Consider the following 15,575-nt stretch of genomic DNA (forward strand, 5'->3'; position numbering starts at 1 on the left):
CACCAAAAATCTAGATTGAAGTAAACTTATACCGATGAATTTTTACACCGACACATAACTGTCAAATACCCAAAGGGGCGAAAATCCGATATAGTAGAGAGAGGGGAGGCTGATAAGATGATTACTTCCGTGTGGAAATCCATACGCAGCGGACAAATAGACCCTGTTTATCTCATCGTAGGAACAGAAAGCTATTTTATTGAAAAAACCTTGGACTTGTTAAAAGATAAATTGACGGTTGGTGGCGAACTGGAGCTGACGTTTTTTGATTTAGATGAAGTGCCGGTAGAACACGTAATTGATGAAGCAGATACATTTCCGTTTTTCAGCGACCGTAAGCTGATTATTGCTCGAAATGCGTCGTTTTTAAAAGCGGCAGAACGTGGCAAGGAAAAAATCAACCACGATTTAAAAGCTTTAGAAGCGTGGCTTGAACATCCTCCAAGTAGTTCGGTGACGATTTTTGTAGCACCATACGAAAAACTAGATGAGCGAAAAAAAGTAACCAAGCAGATGAAACAGCATACCGTATTGATCGAAGCGAAATCGCTGCAAGCAAATGATTTGGAAACTTGGTTAATGCACGAAGCGAAAAATTTTGGCAAAGGCATTGGGATAAAAGCAGCGCAACGGTTAATGGAAATGGCAGGTACGAACTTAACGTTACTTTCTTCAGAAATTGAAAAGATGTCTTTATACCTCGGCTCATCTGATGAAGATATTACGGTAGAGCTTGTGGAACAAATGACTGCGCGAACACTTGAACAAGATGCATTTAAAATGTTGCAAGCGTATTTAGATGGCAATGTTAGTGAGGCGCTTAGCGTGTATTATGATTTATTGCGTCAAAAAGAAGAACCGGTGGCGCTAACGGCATTACTAGCATCTCAAATTCGTTTTATGATTCAAGTTTATTATTTGCAGAAAAAAGGATATCACGCACAGCAAATTTCTAAGCAATTAAAAGCTCACCCGTATCGAGTGAAATTATTGGTAGAAAAAAGGCAACAAATTTCGGAGAAAAGATTGCTACAAGTGTTAGGCGATTTAGCAGATATCGATTTGCAGCTAAAAACACTAAGTGGCAATCGCAATCGCATACTGGAGTTTTTCTTAATGAAGCGTGCAGGTCAGAAAAAGCCTTAATAATGAATAGCAAAAAGCCGGCTCCTCTAAAGGAACCGGCTTTTTAATGTGTTACGCTTGTTGTTTCATCAAGCGAGATTTTTTACGAGCTGCAGTGTTTTTGTGGATTAAGCCTTTTGAAGATGCTTTTTCCACCTGTTGGATCGCCACTTTTACAGTATCGTTAGCGTTATCGTCTTTGTTAGTCAAAGCTGATTCAGCTTTCTTAATAGAAGAACGCATTGCTGATTTTACATGTGAGTTTTGAGCGTTTTTAGTTTCGTTCGTGCGCACACGTTTGATTGCAGATTTAATGTTTGGCATATATTTCACCTCCTAGACAATATGGAAGAGCGGATAAAATCCTAACTCTTTAATGTCTCTATACAACATGAGTTATTTTATCAAATCAACGACAGGAATGCAATAGTTACGTGCAAAGAAGTTTGCCTTGACAGTGAAATGATTTCACGGGCTTTCATTGCTCAATGTTAGCTGTACTGCTATAATTCATAGTAGTTTATATAGGAGTGAAGAGAATGAACAATGAGGAAAGATTATCCCGCCAAAGTAAAATCCGCAACTTCTCGATTATTGCGCATATCGATCATGGTAAATCGACACTTGCAGATAGAATTTTAGAAATGACGGAAGCATTAACTTCCCGAGAAATGAAAGCACAGTCTCTAGATTCGATGGATCTTGAACGAGAACGTGGCATTACGATTAAATTAAATGCTGTCCAACTTAACTATAAAGCCAAAGACGGAGAAACGTATATTATGCATTTGATCGATACACCGGGCCATGTCGACTTTACCTACGAAGTTTCACGTAGTTTAGCGGCTTGTGAAGGGGCTGTACTAGTTGTTGATGCTGCACAAGGAATCGAAGCGCAAACATTGGCTAACGTTTATTTGGCATTAGATAACGACTTGGAAATCCTTCCGGTTATCAATAAAATTGATTTACCTGCAGCTGACCCAGAGCGCGTACGTCAAGAAATCGAAGACGTAATTGGATTAGATGCTTCTGAAGCCGTATTAGCTTCCGCAAAAGCAGGTATTGGCATTGAAGATATTCTTGAACAAGTAGTCGCAAAAGTACCAGCTCCAGTTGGCGATCCTGAAGCACCACTTCAGGCACTGATTTTTGATTCGATTTACGATCCTTACCGCGGTGTAGTGGCGTATATTCGGATTGTTCAAGGAAGACTAAAACCAGGTGATCGCATTCAAATGATGGCTTCTGGTAAGGAATTTGAAATAATTGAAGCAGGCGTCTTTACACCACACGCAACTCTTCGCGAAGAGTTAACAGTAGGGGATGTAGGCTTTTTAACAGCTGGCATTAAAAATGTGGGTGATTCAACAGTGGGTGATACCATTACATTAGCTAATAACCCTGCTGATAAAGCATTACCTGGTTACCGTCGATTAAATCCGATGGTTTATTGCGGACTTTACCCGATTGATACATCAAAATACAATGATTTGCGTGATGCTTTAGAGAAATTAGAGTTAAACGACGCAGCTTTGCAGTTTGAGCCTGAATCTTCTCAAGCACTTGGCTTTGGTTACCGTTGTGGTTTCCTAGGCTTATTGCACATGGAAATTATTCAAGAGCGTATCGAACGTGAATTTAAAATCGACTTGATCACCACAGCACCAAGCGTAATTTACGATGTTCATATGACAGACGGAGAAGTTTTGAAAATCGATAACCCGGCGATGATGCCAGACGCTCAAAAAATCGATGTGGTTGAAGAACCGTATGTCAAAGCGACAGTCATGGTACCCAATGAATACGTTGGTGCAGTTATGGAAATTTGTCAGCGCAAACGTGGGAACTTCTTGACGATGGATTATATAGATGACATTCGTGTGAGCATTATTTATGAACTGCCGCTAGCTGAAATTGTTTATGATTTCTTCGATCAGTTAAAATCAGGAACAAAAGGTTATGCTTCCTTTGACTATGAGTTAATTGGTTACAAAGAGTCTAAGCTTGTGAAGATGGACATCTTGTTGAATTCTGAACAAGTAGATGCATTGAGCTTTATCGTTCATCGTGACTTTGCTTATGAGCGCGGAAAAGTAATTGTTGATAAGTTGAAAAATTTAATTCCTCGTCAACAATTTGAAGTGCCGATTCAAGCAGCAATCGGTCAAAAAATTGTTGCCCGACAGACCATCAGTGCAATACGTAAAAACGTTCTTGCTAAATGCTATGGCGGAGATATTTCTCGTAAACGGAAACTTCTCGACAAGCAAAAAGAAGGTAAAAAGCGTATGAAGCAAGTTGGATCTGTTGAAGTTCCACAAGAAGCATTCATGGCAATCCTGAAAATGGATGACCAATCAAAATAAAACGAAAAAAAGGAGGCGAAATTTCAGCCTCCTTTTCTTATTAGAAAAGAGGAAATAAAATGGTAAAGGGATTGTACATCCACATTCCATTCTGTCACCAAATTTGTTTTTACTGTGATTTCAATAAAGTGTATTTTAAAGACCAACCAGTCGATGCTTATATTGATTCGTTAGGTAAAGAACTAGCGCTTTGGAAAGATCAAGGTGCATTGGATAATCCACTTGAGACAATTTTTTTAGGAGGCGGAACTCCGACATCGTTGACACCCGCACAATTGGAGAAATTGCTAGCGTATATTCATCGCTATGTTCCGATGGCCGAGAACTTGGAATGGACGTCTGAAGCCAATCCGGACGAATTAACAACAGACAAAATGCAAGTATTGTTTGATGGTGGAGTAAACCGGTTAAGTATGGGGGTTCAGTCTTTTGATGAAGACTTACTAAAACGACTAGGTCGAACGCATAGCAACTCGGACGTAAAACGTGCGGTTGATTCTGCTCGACAAGTTGGCTTTAAAAACTTAAGTTTTGACTTGATGTATGGGTTACCCGGTCAAACCATGCAGCAATGGGACGATACACTTGAACAAGCATTCGCCTTCGACATGCCGCATTTTTCAGCGTATTCGTTAATCATTGAACCGAAAACGGTGTTCTATAACTTAATGACAAAAGGCAAGTTGAATACAGTGACAGAAGATTTAGAAGCAGATATGTATGAAAAGTTGATGAATGAAATGGACAAACGTGGATTAAAGCAATACGAAATTTCTAACTTTGCCCGTCCAGGACACGAATCACATCATAATTTATTGTATTGGGACAACGTCGAATATATTGGTGTTGGCGCGGGTGCACATGGTTATGTGGATGGCGTTCGCTATTCAAATGCCGGACCTTTAAAAAAATACATGTCTCCATTAGATGAAGGCGAGCGTCCAATTTTAAGCACGCACGAAGTGCCACCTCATGAAAAAATGGAAGAAGAAATGTTTTTAGGTCTAAGAAAAACAGCTGGCGTTTCTTTGAATCACTTTCAAACTAAATTTCAAAAACCGATGCAAGATGTCTATGGCACGATTTTAGATAAAGAAATCGCGCAAGGAAATTTAGAGATAGTGAACGATTTTATTAGGTTAACAAGAAAAGGGCGATTTGTTGGAAACGAGGTTTTTCAACAATTTTTATTAGCTTAAAGCTCTTGCGTTGACATTGGTCTTTTTATTTGTTAATTTAAATGTAGTATTAGCACTCGAACACATAGAGTGCTAACAGAGGTGATGATCATGTTAACAGAACGGCAACTGCTCATTTTAAAAGTGACAGTAGATGATTATATTCAATCAGCTCAGCCGGTAGGATCGAACCAACTCTCCAAAAAGCTTGAAACTCCTTTTAGCCCAGCAACGATTCGTAATGAATTAGCGGAGTTGGAAAGAATGGGCTTTTTGGAAAAAACACATACGTCTTCCGGACGCATTCCTTCTGAAAAAGGATACCGTTATTACGTCGATCATTTGTTGACGCCAAGACCGTTGCCGAAAGAGGATATTGTGCAATTGCGCTCGATTTTTGAAGAAAAACTGACAGAAACGGAAGAAGTCATCAAGCGATCTGCAATGATTCTTTCAGAACTGACCAATTACACGTCTATCTTACTCGGACCTGATGTGCGCAGACATATCGTTAAAAAATTGTCGATTGTTCCGTTGAGCCAAGACACAGCAGTGGCGATTATCGTCACCAACACCGGACATGTAGAAAATCGCGTATTTTCGATTCCGCCAGGATTAAACCCATCGGATATTGAAAAAATGACGAATATTCTTAATGAACGGCTAGTAGGTGTGGCGCTAAACAACCTGCATCTGCGGTTGGAACAAGAAACTTTATCGATATTAAAGCAGCATATTGAGCGTTACGGCGAGCTATTCCATACGTTTCGACAAGCAGTTTTATTGCCCCATGAAGATGAAAATATCTATTATGGTGGTAAATTGAACATATTGAAACAGCCTGATTTTCACGATCTTCAAAAAATCAGGGATTTGATGGATGTTATGGAAGAAGCAAAGCACATTCCGATGATTTTGCCTGTTGGAAGTCAAGGTCTCCACATTCGCATTGGCTCGGAAAATACGCTTACAGCAATGGAAGATTGCAGTGTCATTACGGTATCGTATGATACTGGAAAAGAACAGACGGGTTCAATCGCCATTATCGGCCCGAAACGAATGGATTATAAACGAATCGTTTCGATCTTAGATTTACTAAGTGGTGACTTATCGAAAGAACTTAACCGGATGTTTAATGGAACGTGAACAAAGGAGGAACAAAATTGCCAAAAAAAAATGAATCATTAAAAACAGAAGAACAGGTAATAGCTGAAGACGTGGAAGTAAAAGCGCCTGAAGCGGAAGAACAGTCAGAAGTGGCGGATACAGAAACGCCAGAAACCGACCTGCCTGTTGAAGAAGAGGCAGAACCAGTAAACGAAGTTGAAGAACTCCGTGAGCAACTTGAAGCAGAGCAAAACAAATATTTGCGCCTGTTAGCCGATTATGATAATTTCAAAAGGCGCACTCAAAAAGACAAAGAACTTGCCAATAAATTCCGTTCACAATCGTTGTTAGCAGACCTCTTGCCGGTCTTGGACAATTTTGAACGCGCAATGTCGGTACCAACGAAAAGTGAAGAATCCGCTTCGTTGATAAAAGGTATTGAAATGGTGCAGAAATCTTTGCATGAAGCAGTAAATCGTGAAGGCTTGGAAGAGATTAAATCGGTAGGCGAACAGTTTGACCCGAATTTCCATCAAGCGGTTATGCAAGAAAAAGATGATTCTGCAGAGCCGGGAGTGGTTTTACAGGAATTGCAAAAAGGCTATATCCTGAAAGATCGAGTTTTACGTCCTGCAATGGTAAAAGTAAACGAATAAAATTAATGGAGGAATTCAAAAATGAGCAAAATTATCGGTATTGACTTAGGTACAACAAACTCAGCAGTCGCAGTATTAGAAGGCGGCGAACCAAAAATTATTCCGAATCCAGAAGGTAACCGTACAACACCTTCTGTTGTAGCTTTCAAAAACGGCGAACGCCAAGTCGGCGAAGTAGCAAAACGCCAATCAATCACAAACCCAAACACAATTCAATCGATTAAACGTTTAATGGGTACAGAAGAAAAAGTAACTGCAGAAGGCAAAGAGTATACAGCTCAAGAAGTTTCTGCAATGATCTTACAATACATTAAAGGATACGCTGAAGAATACTTAGGCGAAAAAGTATCAAGAGCTGTTATTACGGTTCCTGCTTACTTTAACGATGCAGAACGTCAAGCAACTAAAGACGCTGGACGTATTGCTGGCCTTGAAGTAGAACGTATTATTAACGAGCCAACTGCAGCAGCTTTAGCATATGGTCTTGATAAAACAGATACAGACGAAACAATCCTTGTTTATGATCTTGGTGGCGGTACGTTCGACGTATCAATCCTTGAACTTGGCGATGGCGTATTCGAAGTAAAATCAACTGCCGGCGATAACCGTCTTGGTGGCGATGACTTTGATAAACTAATCATCGATTATTTAGTACAAGAATTTAAAAAAGAAAACGGCGTAGACTTATCGAAAGATAAAATGGCTACTCAGCGCTTGAAAGATGCTGCTGAAAAAGCGAAAAAAGATTTGTCAGGCGTTTCTTCAACACAAATTTCATTGCCATTTATCACAGCTGGAGCAGAAGGACCGCTTCACTTGGAAATTACAATGAGCCGTGCGAAGTTTGACGAATTAACTTCTTCATTAGTAGAGCGTACAATGGGACCTACTCGTCAAGCATTGAAAGATGCTGGAATTTCAGCTTCTGAACTAGACCGCGTAATCTTAGTTGGTGGATCTACACGTATTCCAGCTGTACAAGCAGCAGTTAAAAAAGAAACTGGTAAAGATCCGCATAAAGGCGTTAACCCGGATGAAGTTGTAGCAATGGGTGCAGCTGTTCAAGGTGGCGTTTTAACTGGAGACGTTAAAGACGTTGTGTTATTAGACGTAACTCCATTATCACTTGGTATCGAAACAATGGGTGGCGTGTTCACGAAATTGATCGAGCGCAACACAACAATCCCAACTTCAAAATCACAAACATTCTCAACTGCTGCTGATAACCAGCCAGCTGTAGATATTCATGTATTACAAGGTGAGCGTCCAATGGCGGCAGCTAACAAAACGCTTGGTCGTTTCCAATTAGCTGATATTCCACCAGCACAACGTGGTGTTCCACAAATCGAAGTAAGCTTCGATATCGACAAAAACGGTATTGTAAGTGTTAAAGCGAAAGATCTTGGAACACAAAAAGAACAAACGATCACAATTCAATCGAACTCATCATTATCAGATGATGAAATCGAACGTATGATCAAAGAAGCTGAAGAAAACGCTGAAGCAGATGCGAAAGTGAAAGAAGAAGTAGAACTTCGCAACGAAGCCGATCAAGCTGTCTTCCAAACTGATAAAACGATCACTGATCTTGGTGAAGTGGTTACTGAAGAAGAGAAAAAACAAGCGGAAGATGCACGCGATGAATTAAAAGCGGCATTAGAGTCTGATAACACCGAAGATATCCGTGAGAAAAAAGATAAACTTCAAGAAATCTTACAAGGTCTTTCTATGAAAGCTTATGAGCAAGCAGCAGCTCAACAAGCTGGACAAGACGAAAATGCAACAGCTGATAACGACGATGTAGTTGATGCAGATTTCGAAGAAGTAAACGACGACAATAAGTAATATCTTGAAAAGTCAAAGCAAAGCAACATGCTTTGGCTTTTTCAATGTCTTTGCAACGAGGATTTAAACCGTGTACAATTACAATTGATTGCTAAGGGAGAGTGACTTATGAACAAGCGAGATTATTATGAAGTGCTGGGTGTATCCAAGTCTGCTTCCAAAGAAGAGATTAAAAAAGCATACCGGACTTTATCGAAAAAATTCCACCCAGATATTAATAAAGATGCAGATGCATCTGAGAAATTCCAAGAAGTAAAAGATGCCTATGAAGTATTAAGTGACGATCAAAAACGTGCACAATACGATCAATTTGGTCATCAAGATCCGAACCAAGGCTTTGGTGGCGGAGCAGAAGGGTTTGGTTTCGACGATATTTTCAGTACTTTCTTTGGTGGCGGTGCAAGACGTCGCGACCCGAACGCGCCGCGTAAAGGTGACGATTTACAGTATTCGATGACAATCGACTTTATGGATGCTGTATTTGGTAAAGAAGCTGAAGTTGAAATTCCTAAAGATGAAACATGTGACACGTGCGATGGCTCTGGGGCTAAACCAGGGACGAAGAAAAAAACATGTCCATATTGCGAAGGTTCGGGTCAAACCAATGTAACGCAGGACACACCTTTTGGTCGCATGGTCAATCGTCGTACTTGTCAACATTGTGAAGGTTCAGGGCAAATTATTGAAGAGAAATGTCCAACTTGCCGAGGCCAAGGAAGAGTCCGCAAAGTAAACAAAATTAAAGTTACGATTCCAGCAGGCGTTGACGATGGTCAGCAATTACGAGTGACAGGTCAAGGTGGACCAGGTATTAACGGAGGACCAGCAGGAGATTTATACGTTGTATTCCGCGTAAAACCACATAAGCAATTCCAACGTGAAGGCGATGACATTTATTTAGAAATATCGGTCACTTATCCGCAAGCCGCATTAGGTGATGAGATTGAAGTGCCAACAATTTCAGGGAAAGTGAAACTGAAAATTCCAGCTGGTACACAAAGTGGAGCACGTTTCCGCTTGAAGGGCAAAGGTGTTAAAAATGTCCACGGCTACGGAACAGGTGATCAACATATTATTGTTCGCATAAAAACACAAACAAAACTTAGTGAGAAACAAAAACAGCTATTACGTGAATTTGCTGAAATTAGCGGAGATATTCCGGAAGAACATAGCAGTTCTCTTTTTGCAAAAATCAAACGCACTATTAAAGGCGACTCATAATAGCTGAAATGATGGATGCTTTTTTATTCATCGGCGGCTAAAGCAATTCAATTTTACAGGCAGAAGACTCTTGCGACTTGCGAGAGTCTTACTGACTGTAAAAGTGGAAAAGGAGCTGGGCACTATTGAAATGGTCAGAACTGTCGATTCATACGACAAATGAAGCAATTGAAGCAGTTTCCAATATCATGCACGAAGCAGGCGCGAGCGGTGTTGTCATTGAAGACTCAGAAGATTTAACAAAAGAACGAGAAGATCGCTTTGGTGAAATTTATTCGTTAGATCCTGAAGATTTTCCAGTAGATGGCGTTATTTTAAAAGCATATCTTCCTGTTAATAGCTTTTTAGGGGAAACTGTAGAGGCGATTAAACTGGCGATTAATAACTTAGTGACATTTGACATTAACTTGGGCAAAAACGAAGTAACCATTAGCGAAGTAAATGAAGAAGAATGGGCTACAGCGTGGAAAAAATATTATCACCCTGTGAAAATATCTAAACGCTTTACAATTGTTCCAACATGGGAAACGTATAACCCGGTTTCAAGCGACGAGTTAATCATTGAATTGGATCCTGGAATGGCTTTTGGTACAGGAACTCACCCAACAACTGTGATGAGCCTTCAAGCATTAGAGAAAATGGTCAAACCAGCTGATCGTGTTATTGATATCGGGACCGGTTCTGGTGTATTGGCAATTGGAGCAGCTTTACTGTCCGCTAAAGAAGTGTATGCACTGGATTTAGATGAAGTGGCAGTCAGATCTGCGAATATCAACGTCAAATTAAATAAAGTTCAAGATGTTGTGACGGTAGAAGAAGGCAATTTGACGGATAAAATTGATCAACCAGGTGACGTAGTGGTTGCTAATATTTTGGCGGAAGTCATTATGTCATTTACAGATGATGCATTTAAGATTGTTAAATCAGGTGGAGTCTATATTACATCAGGCATCATCTCGGCGAAAAAAAATGATGTAAAAGCGGCTCTGGAAGCATCTGGCTTTGTTATTGAAGATGTTATGATGATGGAAGACTGGGTTACCATCATTTCAAAAAAACCGGAATAACGAGGTGCCACGATGCAACGATATTTTATAGAAGGTGAAATTCCTGAAAATCGAATAGTGGCAATAACTGGCGATGATGCAAAGCACATCGCCAAAGTTATGCGTCAAACTGTTGGGGGCAACTTGATCGTTGTTATCGAAGACCAAGCGTACCAAGCAGAAATTGTATCAGCAGATTTTGATGTAGAAGTTGAAATTAGAAACAGAATAGAAGTGCAAGTAGAGCTTCCGAAAAAAGTGACGATTGCTTGTGGATTACCTAAAGGCGACAAGCTTGATTTGATTACTCAAAAAGCGACGGAACTGGGTATGTATGCGCTTTTGCCGTTTTCAGCAGAACGTTCGATTGTAAAATGGGACAATGCAAAAAGTGATAAAAAAATCGGTCGTCTTCAAAAAATTGCGAAAGAAGCGGCTGAGCAATCGCATAGAACGCATCTTCCTGAAATTCACAACATCCATAGCTTTAAGCAATTATTAAGTAAAGCGGAAGCGTATGACGCAGTCATTGTAGCTTATGAAGAAGAGGCAAGACAAGGCGTCAGAACACGGTTTGCTGAAATTATAAAATCATTGTATGATAAAGATTCAGTGTTACTTGTTTTTGGTCCTGAAGGTGGAATTTCTGATGCTGAAGTCCAGGCGCTGAAAAACTTTGGCGCTATTTTTACTTCTCTTGGGCCACGAATTCTGCGGACCGAAACCGCTCCTTTGTATGCACTGTCAGCTATTTCCTACGAGTTCGAATAAGTTTCCTGTAGGGAATGAGCTGGGAAAACAAACGACTTCTATATAGAATGGGGATTTTTAAAAATGACAAACATTGCATCTTATATCGACCATACTTTATTAAAACCTGAATCAACAGAAAGCCAAGTTGTTCAGCTATGCAAAGAAGCAGCAGAATACAATTTCGCTTCTGTTTGCGTAAATCCAACTTGGGTTGAAAAAGCAGCTGCAGAATTAACAAATAGTGAAGTGAAAGTTTGTACAGTTATTGGCTTCCCATTAGGAGCTTCTACGCCTGAGACAAAAGCTTTTGAAACAACGGATGCTATTTCTAAAGGCGCTGGTGAAATTGATATGGTTTTAAACATTGGCGCATTAAAGAGCGGCAATACAGATCACGTGAAAAAAGATATTGAAGCAGTTGTCAATGCAGCTAAAGGCAAAGCAATCGTCAAAGTAATTCTTGAGACGTGCTTGTTAACGGACGAAGAAAAAGTAACCGCTTCCCAATTATCTAAAGAAGCTGGAGCGGATTTTGTTAAAACTTCTACTGGCTTCTCAACAGGTGGAGCGACAGTTGAAGATGTGAAATTGATGCGTCAAACAGTTGGTCCAGATATGGGTATTAAAGCATCAGGTGGCGTACGTAGCTTAGAAGATGTAGAAGCAATGATCGAAGCAGGAGCTACGCGTATTGGCGCAAGTTCTGGCGTTAAAATCATGCAAGGCTTAACTTCTGATTCTGATTATTAACTATTGACCTTTCATCTAGAATACGATATAATTTTTGAGTATATAACACTTGTTGCTCTTCGCTTCAACGTGTGTTCGGAGGGAGGGAAAAAGAGATGTCAAAAACTACAGTTCGTAAAAACGAATCGATTGAAGATGCTCTTCGCCGCTTCAAACGCACTGTTTCTAAATCTGGAACAATGCAAGAGGTAAGAAAGCGCGAGTACTATGATAAGCCGAGCGTGAAACGTAAACTAAAATCAGAAGCTGCGCGTAAACGTAAATTTTAATTGACTTTAAGAAGCATATAGACTTTTAAAAAATATGAACGACCAGCGAAAACCGCCAACACAATCTTGTGTTGGCGGTTTTTCTAATTGTCACATAAGTAAGCGCATTCTTTCGTTATTGCAGAAGATTTCCTCTATAATATAAGTATAGTAAATTGAAACTTCTTCACAGTTCAACCGTATATATGGTGCAGAAGAAATTTGAAATGCGAAAGGAGAGATCCTGTTGAGCAAAGTCAAAGTCTTTATGGGTTTTGGACTTTTGCTATTATCGTTTCTACTTGTGCTCCCAACTATCCAGGCGGATACTTCGACGGTGTACGTTATTCCAATCGAAGATGAAGTTGAAAGAGGATTGCAGGCTTTTATCGAACGGGGGATTGAAGAAGCGGAAGATGCTGGAGCCGAAGCCATCATATTTGAAATAGATACACCGGGTGGATTTGTAGATGCAGCAGATGGCATTGCTCGTCTGTTAGACAAAACAGATTTAGAAACACTGGCTTTTGTTAATCAAGACGCTTTGTCTGCTGGTGCGTTTCTTGCTTTGCATAATGACGAAATTTACATGCATCCTAACGGGCGCATGGGAGCGGCACAAGTAATAAATCAGTCAGGGAATGCAGCGGCTGATAAAGCAAATAGTGCTTGGTTGTCCTCAATGAAAAGTGCAGCACAAACAGTTGACCGAGATCCCCAGTATGCCTTGGCCATGGCCGATGCATCAATAGATCTTCCAGAAGTGGGCGCAGCTAAAGGTAAATTATTAACTTTAGATGCGAAAGAAGCTGAGCAAGTAGGATATTCAGAAGGAACCGTTAGTTCGTTAAGTGAGCTTTTAGCGTTAAAGGGCTTTCAGGACGCAACAATTGTTACAATTGACGAAACGTTTTCGGAAAGTCTAGCTCGCTTTTTAACGAATCCGTTTATCGTGCCGATTCTTTTATCATTTGCAGGACTTGGCTTGTTACTTGAGCTATTCACGCCAGGAGTCGGAGTTCCAGGGTTTATCGGAATGGTATTTTTACTGTTGTTTTTTTATGGTCACTTAGTGGCCGGCTTAGCAGGTTACGAATCCATCATTTTATTGATTATTGGTTTCGGACTTTTAGTAGCTGAGTTTATCATACCGGGTGGTGTGGCTGGATTTTTAGGAGTTGCGGCTATTCTCGGTAGTATCTTATTGGCGGGAGGAGACTTGAAAACCACCGCCATAGCAGTACTTATAGCAATGGTAGTAGCAACAGTAGGGATGGTGATCGTAGTGAAGTTTTTTGGTAAACGACTGAGTTTGTTCAAACGCATTATTTTGACGGACGCCACCGATACGGCAAGTGGTTATGTATCGACTACAAACCGTCCAGAACTTGTCGGTAAAATTGCACGAACACTGACTGCATTGCGTCCATCAGGTACAATTCAGCTAGACGATGAGCGAATCGATGCTGTCTCTGAGGGAAGATTTATAGACAGTGGCAAAAATGTTAAGATTATCAAGGTAGAAGGTTCACGAATCGTAGTTCGTGAGCTGGATAAACAAGAGGAGGAATAAGAGAATGGGACTTGAAACAATTGGTCTAGGCGCAGCAATCATTGGTATTATCGTTATTTTGGCAATATTCTTTACGTTCGTTCCGATTACGTTATGGATTTCAGCATTAGCTGCAGGCGTAAGAATCAGTATCTTTACACTAATAGGGATGAGATTACGTCGTGTTATTCCATCGCGTATTGTTAACCCGTTAATCAAAGCTTCAAAAGCGGGATTAACGGTAACTATTAATCAATTGGAGAGTCATTACTTAGCAGGTGGTAACGTTGATCGTGTTGTTAACGCATTAATCGCGGCTCACCGTGCCAATATCGAATTGCCATTTGAACGCGCAGCGGCGATTGACCTAGCAGGTCGTGACGTGCTAGAAGCTGTTCAAATGTCGGTAAACCCGAAAGTGATTGAAACACCATTTATCGCCGGTGTGGCAATGGACGGGATCGAAGTAAAAGCAAAAGCGCGTATTACAGTTCGCGCAAATATCGACCGTTTAGTCGGTGGTGCTGGGGAAGAAACAATTGTTGCCCGTGTTGGTGAAGGGATTGTTTCGACACTTGGTTCAAGCACAAGCCATAAAAAAGTTCTTGAAAACCCAGATCTAATTTCTCAAACAGTTTTATCGAAAGGTCTTGATTCCGGTACAGCGTTTGAAATTCTGTCTATCGATATTGCAGACGTTGATATCGGTAAAAACATTGGAGCGGAACTACAAACAGAACAAGCAGAAGCAGATAAGAAAATTGCTCAAGCAAAAGCTGAAGAGCGCCGCGCGATGGCTGTTGCAAGCGAACAAGAAATGAAAGCAAAAGTTGTGGAAATGAGAGCGAAAGTTGTAGAAGCAGAAGCAGAAGTACCACTTGCAATGTCTGAAGCCCTTCGCAACGGGAATATTGGCGTTATGGATTACGTGAACTACAAAAATATCCAAGCTGATACAAGTATGCGCGATTCTATTTCAAAAACCAGCACGGATAAATCCGACAACAAATAATGGGCGTTAGCCATAAGGGAGGTTTGTCGTGTGGAAGCTCTCATATTTGGACTTGTCATCATGGCGGTAAGTGCTTTTTTTAATAAAAACAAAAAAGATTCCAATAAAAGAGATGCTCCGGTAAAGCCCTTTTCGACAACTACATCAACTACGAGAGAAAGTCGTTCTGCGCAAACCCGGTTCAAACGAGTAGAAGATTATGCAAAGGAACTTTATGGTGAACTGCAAAATCAAAAAGCTCAAGGGTCTGATCGTTTAGAAGAGGCAAAGCAAAAAGCGGTAGAAGTTGTGGATCGAACGCCTCTTCGCGAAGCGCGTCAAGAAGTAGAGCGTCGCGTTACATCTAGTAATACACAAAGTCGTACATCACTAAGCCAATCAAGATCAATCCGCAATCAACCTGCAGTTCCTAAAGTAGAGAAAACTTCTGATGAATTATTGCCACTTAGCGATGAGGACGTCAGAAAAGGAATTATCATGGCGGAAATTTTAATGCCGCCAAAGTCAAAGCGCTAATGAAAATCAGTCAGTGAAAACTGGCTGATTTTTAGTATCCATATTTTTATTATGTAAACTAAAAAAAATAAGCGGAATTTTCTCTGCTGATAAAATAGAATTATTAGGATATTTAGGTAAAAGGTAAATTTTTCACGTTAAAGGTGCACAGAACAAATATTTTACAAGTGATTATCTTTAATGATAGAGTGAAATTA

15 protein-coding genes are annotated in these 15,575 nt (G+C 40.3%); 14 read left to right on the forward strand and 1 reads right to left on the reverse strand.

Annotated elements, in window-relative coordinates; all coding sequences use genetic code 11:
- Positions 1-117: 117 nt before the first annotated feature.
- On the forward strand, positions 118-1,146 hold the full coding sequence (gene holA, locus BBI08_RS07350; protein WP_008498981.1) for a DNA polymerase III subunit delta: 1,029 nt from the start codon (positions 118-120) through the stop codon (positions 1,144-1,146).
- Positions 1,147-1,197: 51 nt separating this feature from the next.
- Here the strand turns inward: holA and rpsT are convergent, their stop codons facing one another.
- Positions 1,198-1,449: a 30S ribosomal protein S20 gene (rpsT, locus tag BBI08_RS07355; protein ID WP_008498982.1), complete on the reverse strand. Its 252-nt coding sequence runs from the start codon at positions 1,447-1,449 to the stop codon at positions 1,198-1,200.
- 215 nt (positions 1,450-1,664) lie between these two features.
- Between rpsT and lepA the strand changes: the two genes are divergently transcribed.
- From lepA to BBI08_RS07420, 13 genes are all read left to right on the forward strand, one after another.
- Positions 1,665-3,494 (forward strand): translation elongation factor 4, encoded by a 1,830-nt coding sequence (gene lepA / locus BBI08_RS07360; RefSeq protein ID WP_008498984.1) that lies wholly within the window; start codon positions 1,665-1,667, stop codon positions 3,492-3,494.
- Between the two features lie 59 nt (positions 3,495-3,553).
- On the forward strand, positions 3,554-4,693 hold the full coding sequence (gene hemW / locus BBI08_RS07365) for a radical SAM family heme chaperone HemW (protein ID WP_008498985.1): 1,140 nt from the start codon (positions 3,554-3,556) through the stop codon (positions 4,691-4,693).
- Between the two features lie 90 nt (positions 4,694-4,783).
- Complete coding sequence (hrcA, locus tag BBI08_RS07370) at positions 4,784-5,818, forward strand: heat-inducible transcriptional repressor HrcA (RefSeq protein WP_008498986.1); 1,035 nt, start codon at positions 4,784-4,786, stop codon at positions 5,816-5,818.
- Positions 5,819-5,835: 17 nt separating this feature from the next.
- A complete protein-coding gene (grpE, locus tag BBI08_RS07375) occupies positions 5,836-6,435 on the forward strand; it encodes a nucleotide exchange factor GrpE (RefSeq protein ID WP_008498987.1) in 600 nt (199 codons plus the stop codon).
- A 21-nt stretch (positions 6,436-6,456) separates the two neighbouring features.
- Complete coding sequence (gene dnaK, locus BBI08_RS07380; protein ID WP_065527914.1) at positions 6,457-8,280, forward strand: molecular chaperone DnaK; 1,824 nt, start codon at positions 6,457-6,459, stop codon at positions 8,278-8,280.
- Positions 8,281-8,388: 108 nt separating this feature from the next.
- Positions 8,389-9,501, forward strand: a complete 1,113-nt coding sequence (dnaJ, locus tag BBI08_RS07385) for a molecular chaperone DnaJ (protein WP_065527915.1) — start codon at positions 8,389-8,391, stop codon at positions 9,499-9,501.
- Positions 9,502-9,626: 125 nt separating this feature from the next.
- On the forward strand, positions 9,627-10,568 hold the full coding sequence (gene prmA, locus BBI08_RS07390) for a 50S ribosomal protein L11 methyltransferase (protein ID WP_065527916.1): 942 nt from the start codon (positions 9,627-9,629) through the stop codon (positions 10,566-10,568).
- A gap of 12 nt (positions 10,569-10,580) precedes the next feature.
- Positions 10,581-11,318, forward strand: a complete 738-nt coding sequence (locus tag BBI08_RS07395) for a 16S rRNA (uracil(1498)-N(3))-methyltransferase (protein ID WP_008498989.1) — start codon at positions 10,581-10,583, stop codon at positions 11,316-11,318.
- A gap of 63 nt (positions 11,319-11,381) precedes the next feature.
- Positions 11,382-12,050, forward strand: a complete 669-nt coding sequence (gene deoC / locus BBI08_RS07400; RefSeq protein WP_008498990.1) for a deoxyribose-phosphate aldolase — start codon at positions 11,382-11,384, stop codon at positions 12,048-12,050.
- Positions 12,051-12,145: 95 nt separating this feature from the next.
- Positions 12,146-12,319 carry a 30S ribosomal protein S21 gene (rpsU, locus tag BBI08_RS07405; RefSeq protein WP_006828698.1) on the forward strand — a complete coding sequence of 58 codons (174 nt, stop codon included), beginning with the start codon at positions 12,146-12,148 and terminating at the stop codon, positions 12,317-12,319.
- Positions 12,320-12,545: 226 nt separating this feature from the next.
- Positions 12,546-13,871, forward strand: coding sequence for an NfeD family protein (locus BBI08_RS07410; RefSeq protein WP_205847841.1), 1,326 nt, complete (start codon positions 12,546-12,548; stop codon positions 13,869-13,871).
- A 4-nt stretch (positions 13,872-13,875) separates the two neighbouring features.
- Positions 13,876-14,862, forward strand: coding sequence for a flotillin-like protein FloA (floA, locus tag BBI08_RS07415; protein ID WP_008498991.1), 987 nt, complete (start codon positions 13,876-13,878; stop codon positions 14,860-14,862).
- Positions 14,863-14,892: 30 nt separating this feature from the next.
- Positions 14,893-15,378, forward strand: a complete 486-nt coding sequence (locus BBI08_RS07420) for a hypothetical protein (RefSeq protein ID WP_065527917.1) — start codon at positions 14,893-14,895, stop codon at positions 15,376-15,378.
- The last annotated feature ends 197 nt before the right edge of the window (positions 15,379-15,575 follow it).

The sequence above is a fragment of the Planococcus halocryophilus genome (assembly GCF_001687585.2).
Classification (GTDB): Bacteria; Bacillota; Bacilli; order Bacillales_A; family Planococcaceae; genus Planococcus; species Planococcus halocryophilus.

Excerpts from the sequence above, each read along its gene's own strand:
- floA (WP_008498991.1), top strand. The coding sequence starts at position 13,876 with ATGGGACTTGAAACAATTGGTCTAGGCGCAGCAATCATTGGTATTATC.
- deoC (WP_008498990.1), top strand. The coding sequence starts at position 11,382 with ATGACAAACATTGCATCTTATATCGACCATACTTTATTAAAACCTGAA.
- lepA (WP_008498984.1), top strand. The coding sequence starts at position 1,665 with ATGAACAATGAGGAAAGATTATCCCGCCAAAGTAAAATCCGCAACTTC.
- dnaJ (WP_065527915.1), top strand. The coding sequence starts at position 8,389 with ATGAACAAGCGAGATTATTATGAAGTGCTGGGTGTATCCAAGTCTGCT.
- rpsU (WP_006828698.1), top strand. The coding sequence starts at position 12,146 with ATGTCAAAAACTACAGTTCGTAAAAACGAATCGATTGAAGATGCTCTT.
- BBI08_RS07395 (WP_008498989.1), top strand. The coding sequence starts at position 10,581 with ATGCAACGATATTTTATAGAAGGTGAAATTCCTGAAAATCGAATAGTG.
- hrcA (WP_008498986.1), top strand. The coding sequence starts at position 4,784 with ATGTTAACAGAACGGCAACTGCTCATTTTAAAAGTGACAGTAGATGAT.
- dnaK (WP_065527914.1), top strand. The coding sequence starts at position 6,457 with ATGAGCAAAATTATCGGTATTGACTTAGGTACAACAAACTCAGCAGTC.
- holA (WP_008498981.1), top strand. The coding sequence starts at position 118 with ATGATTACTTCCGTGTGGAAATCCATACGCAGCGGACAAATAGACCCT.
- rpsT (WP_008498982.1), bottom strand. The coding sequence starts at position 1,449 with ATGCCAAACATTAAATCTGCAATCAAACGTGTGCGCACGAACGAAACT.
- hemW (WP_008498985.1), top strand. The coding sequence starts at position 3,554 with ATGGTAAAGGGATTGTACATCCACATTCCATTCTGTCACCAAATTTGT.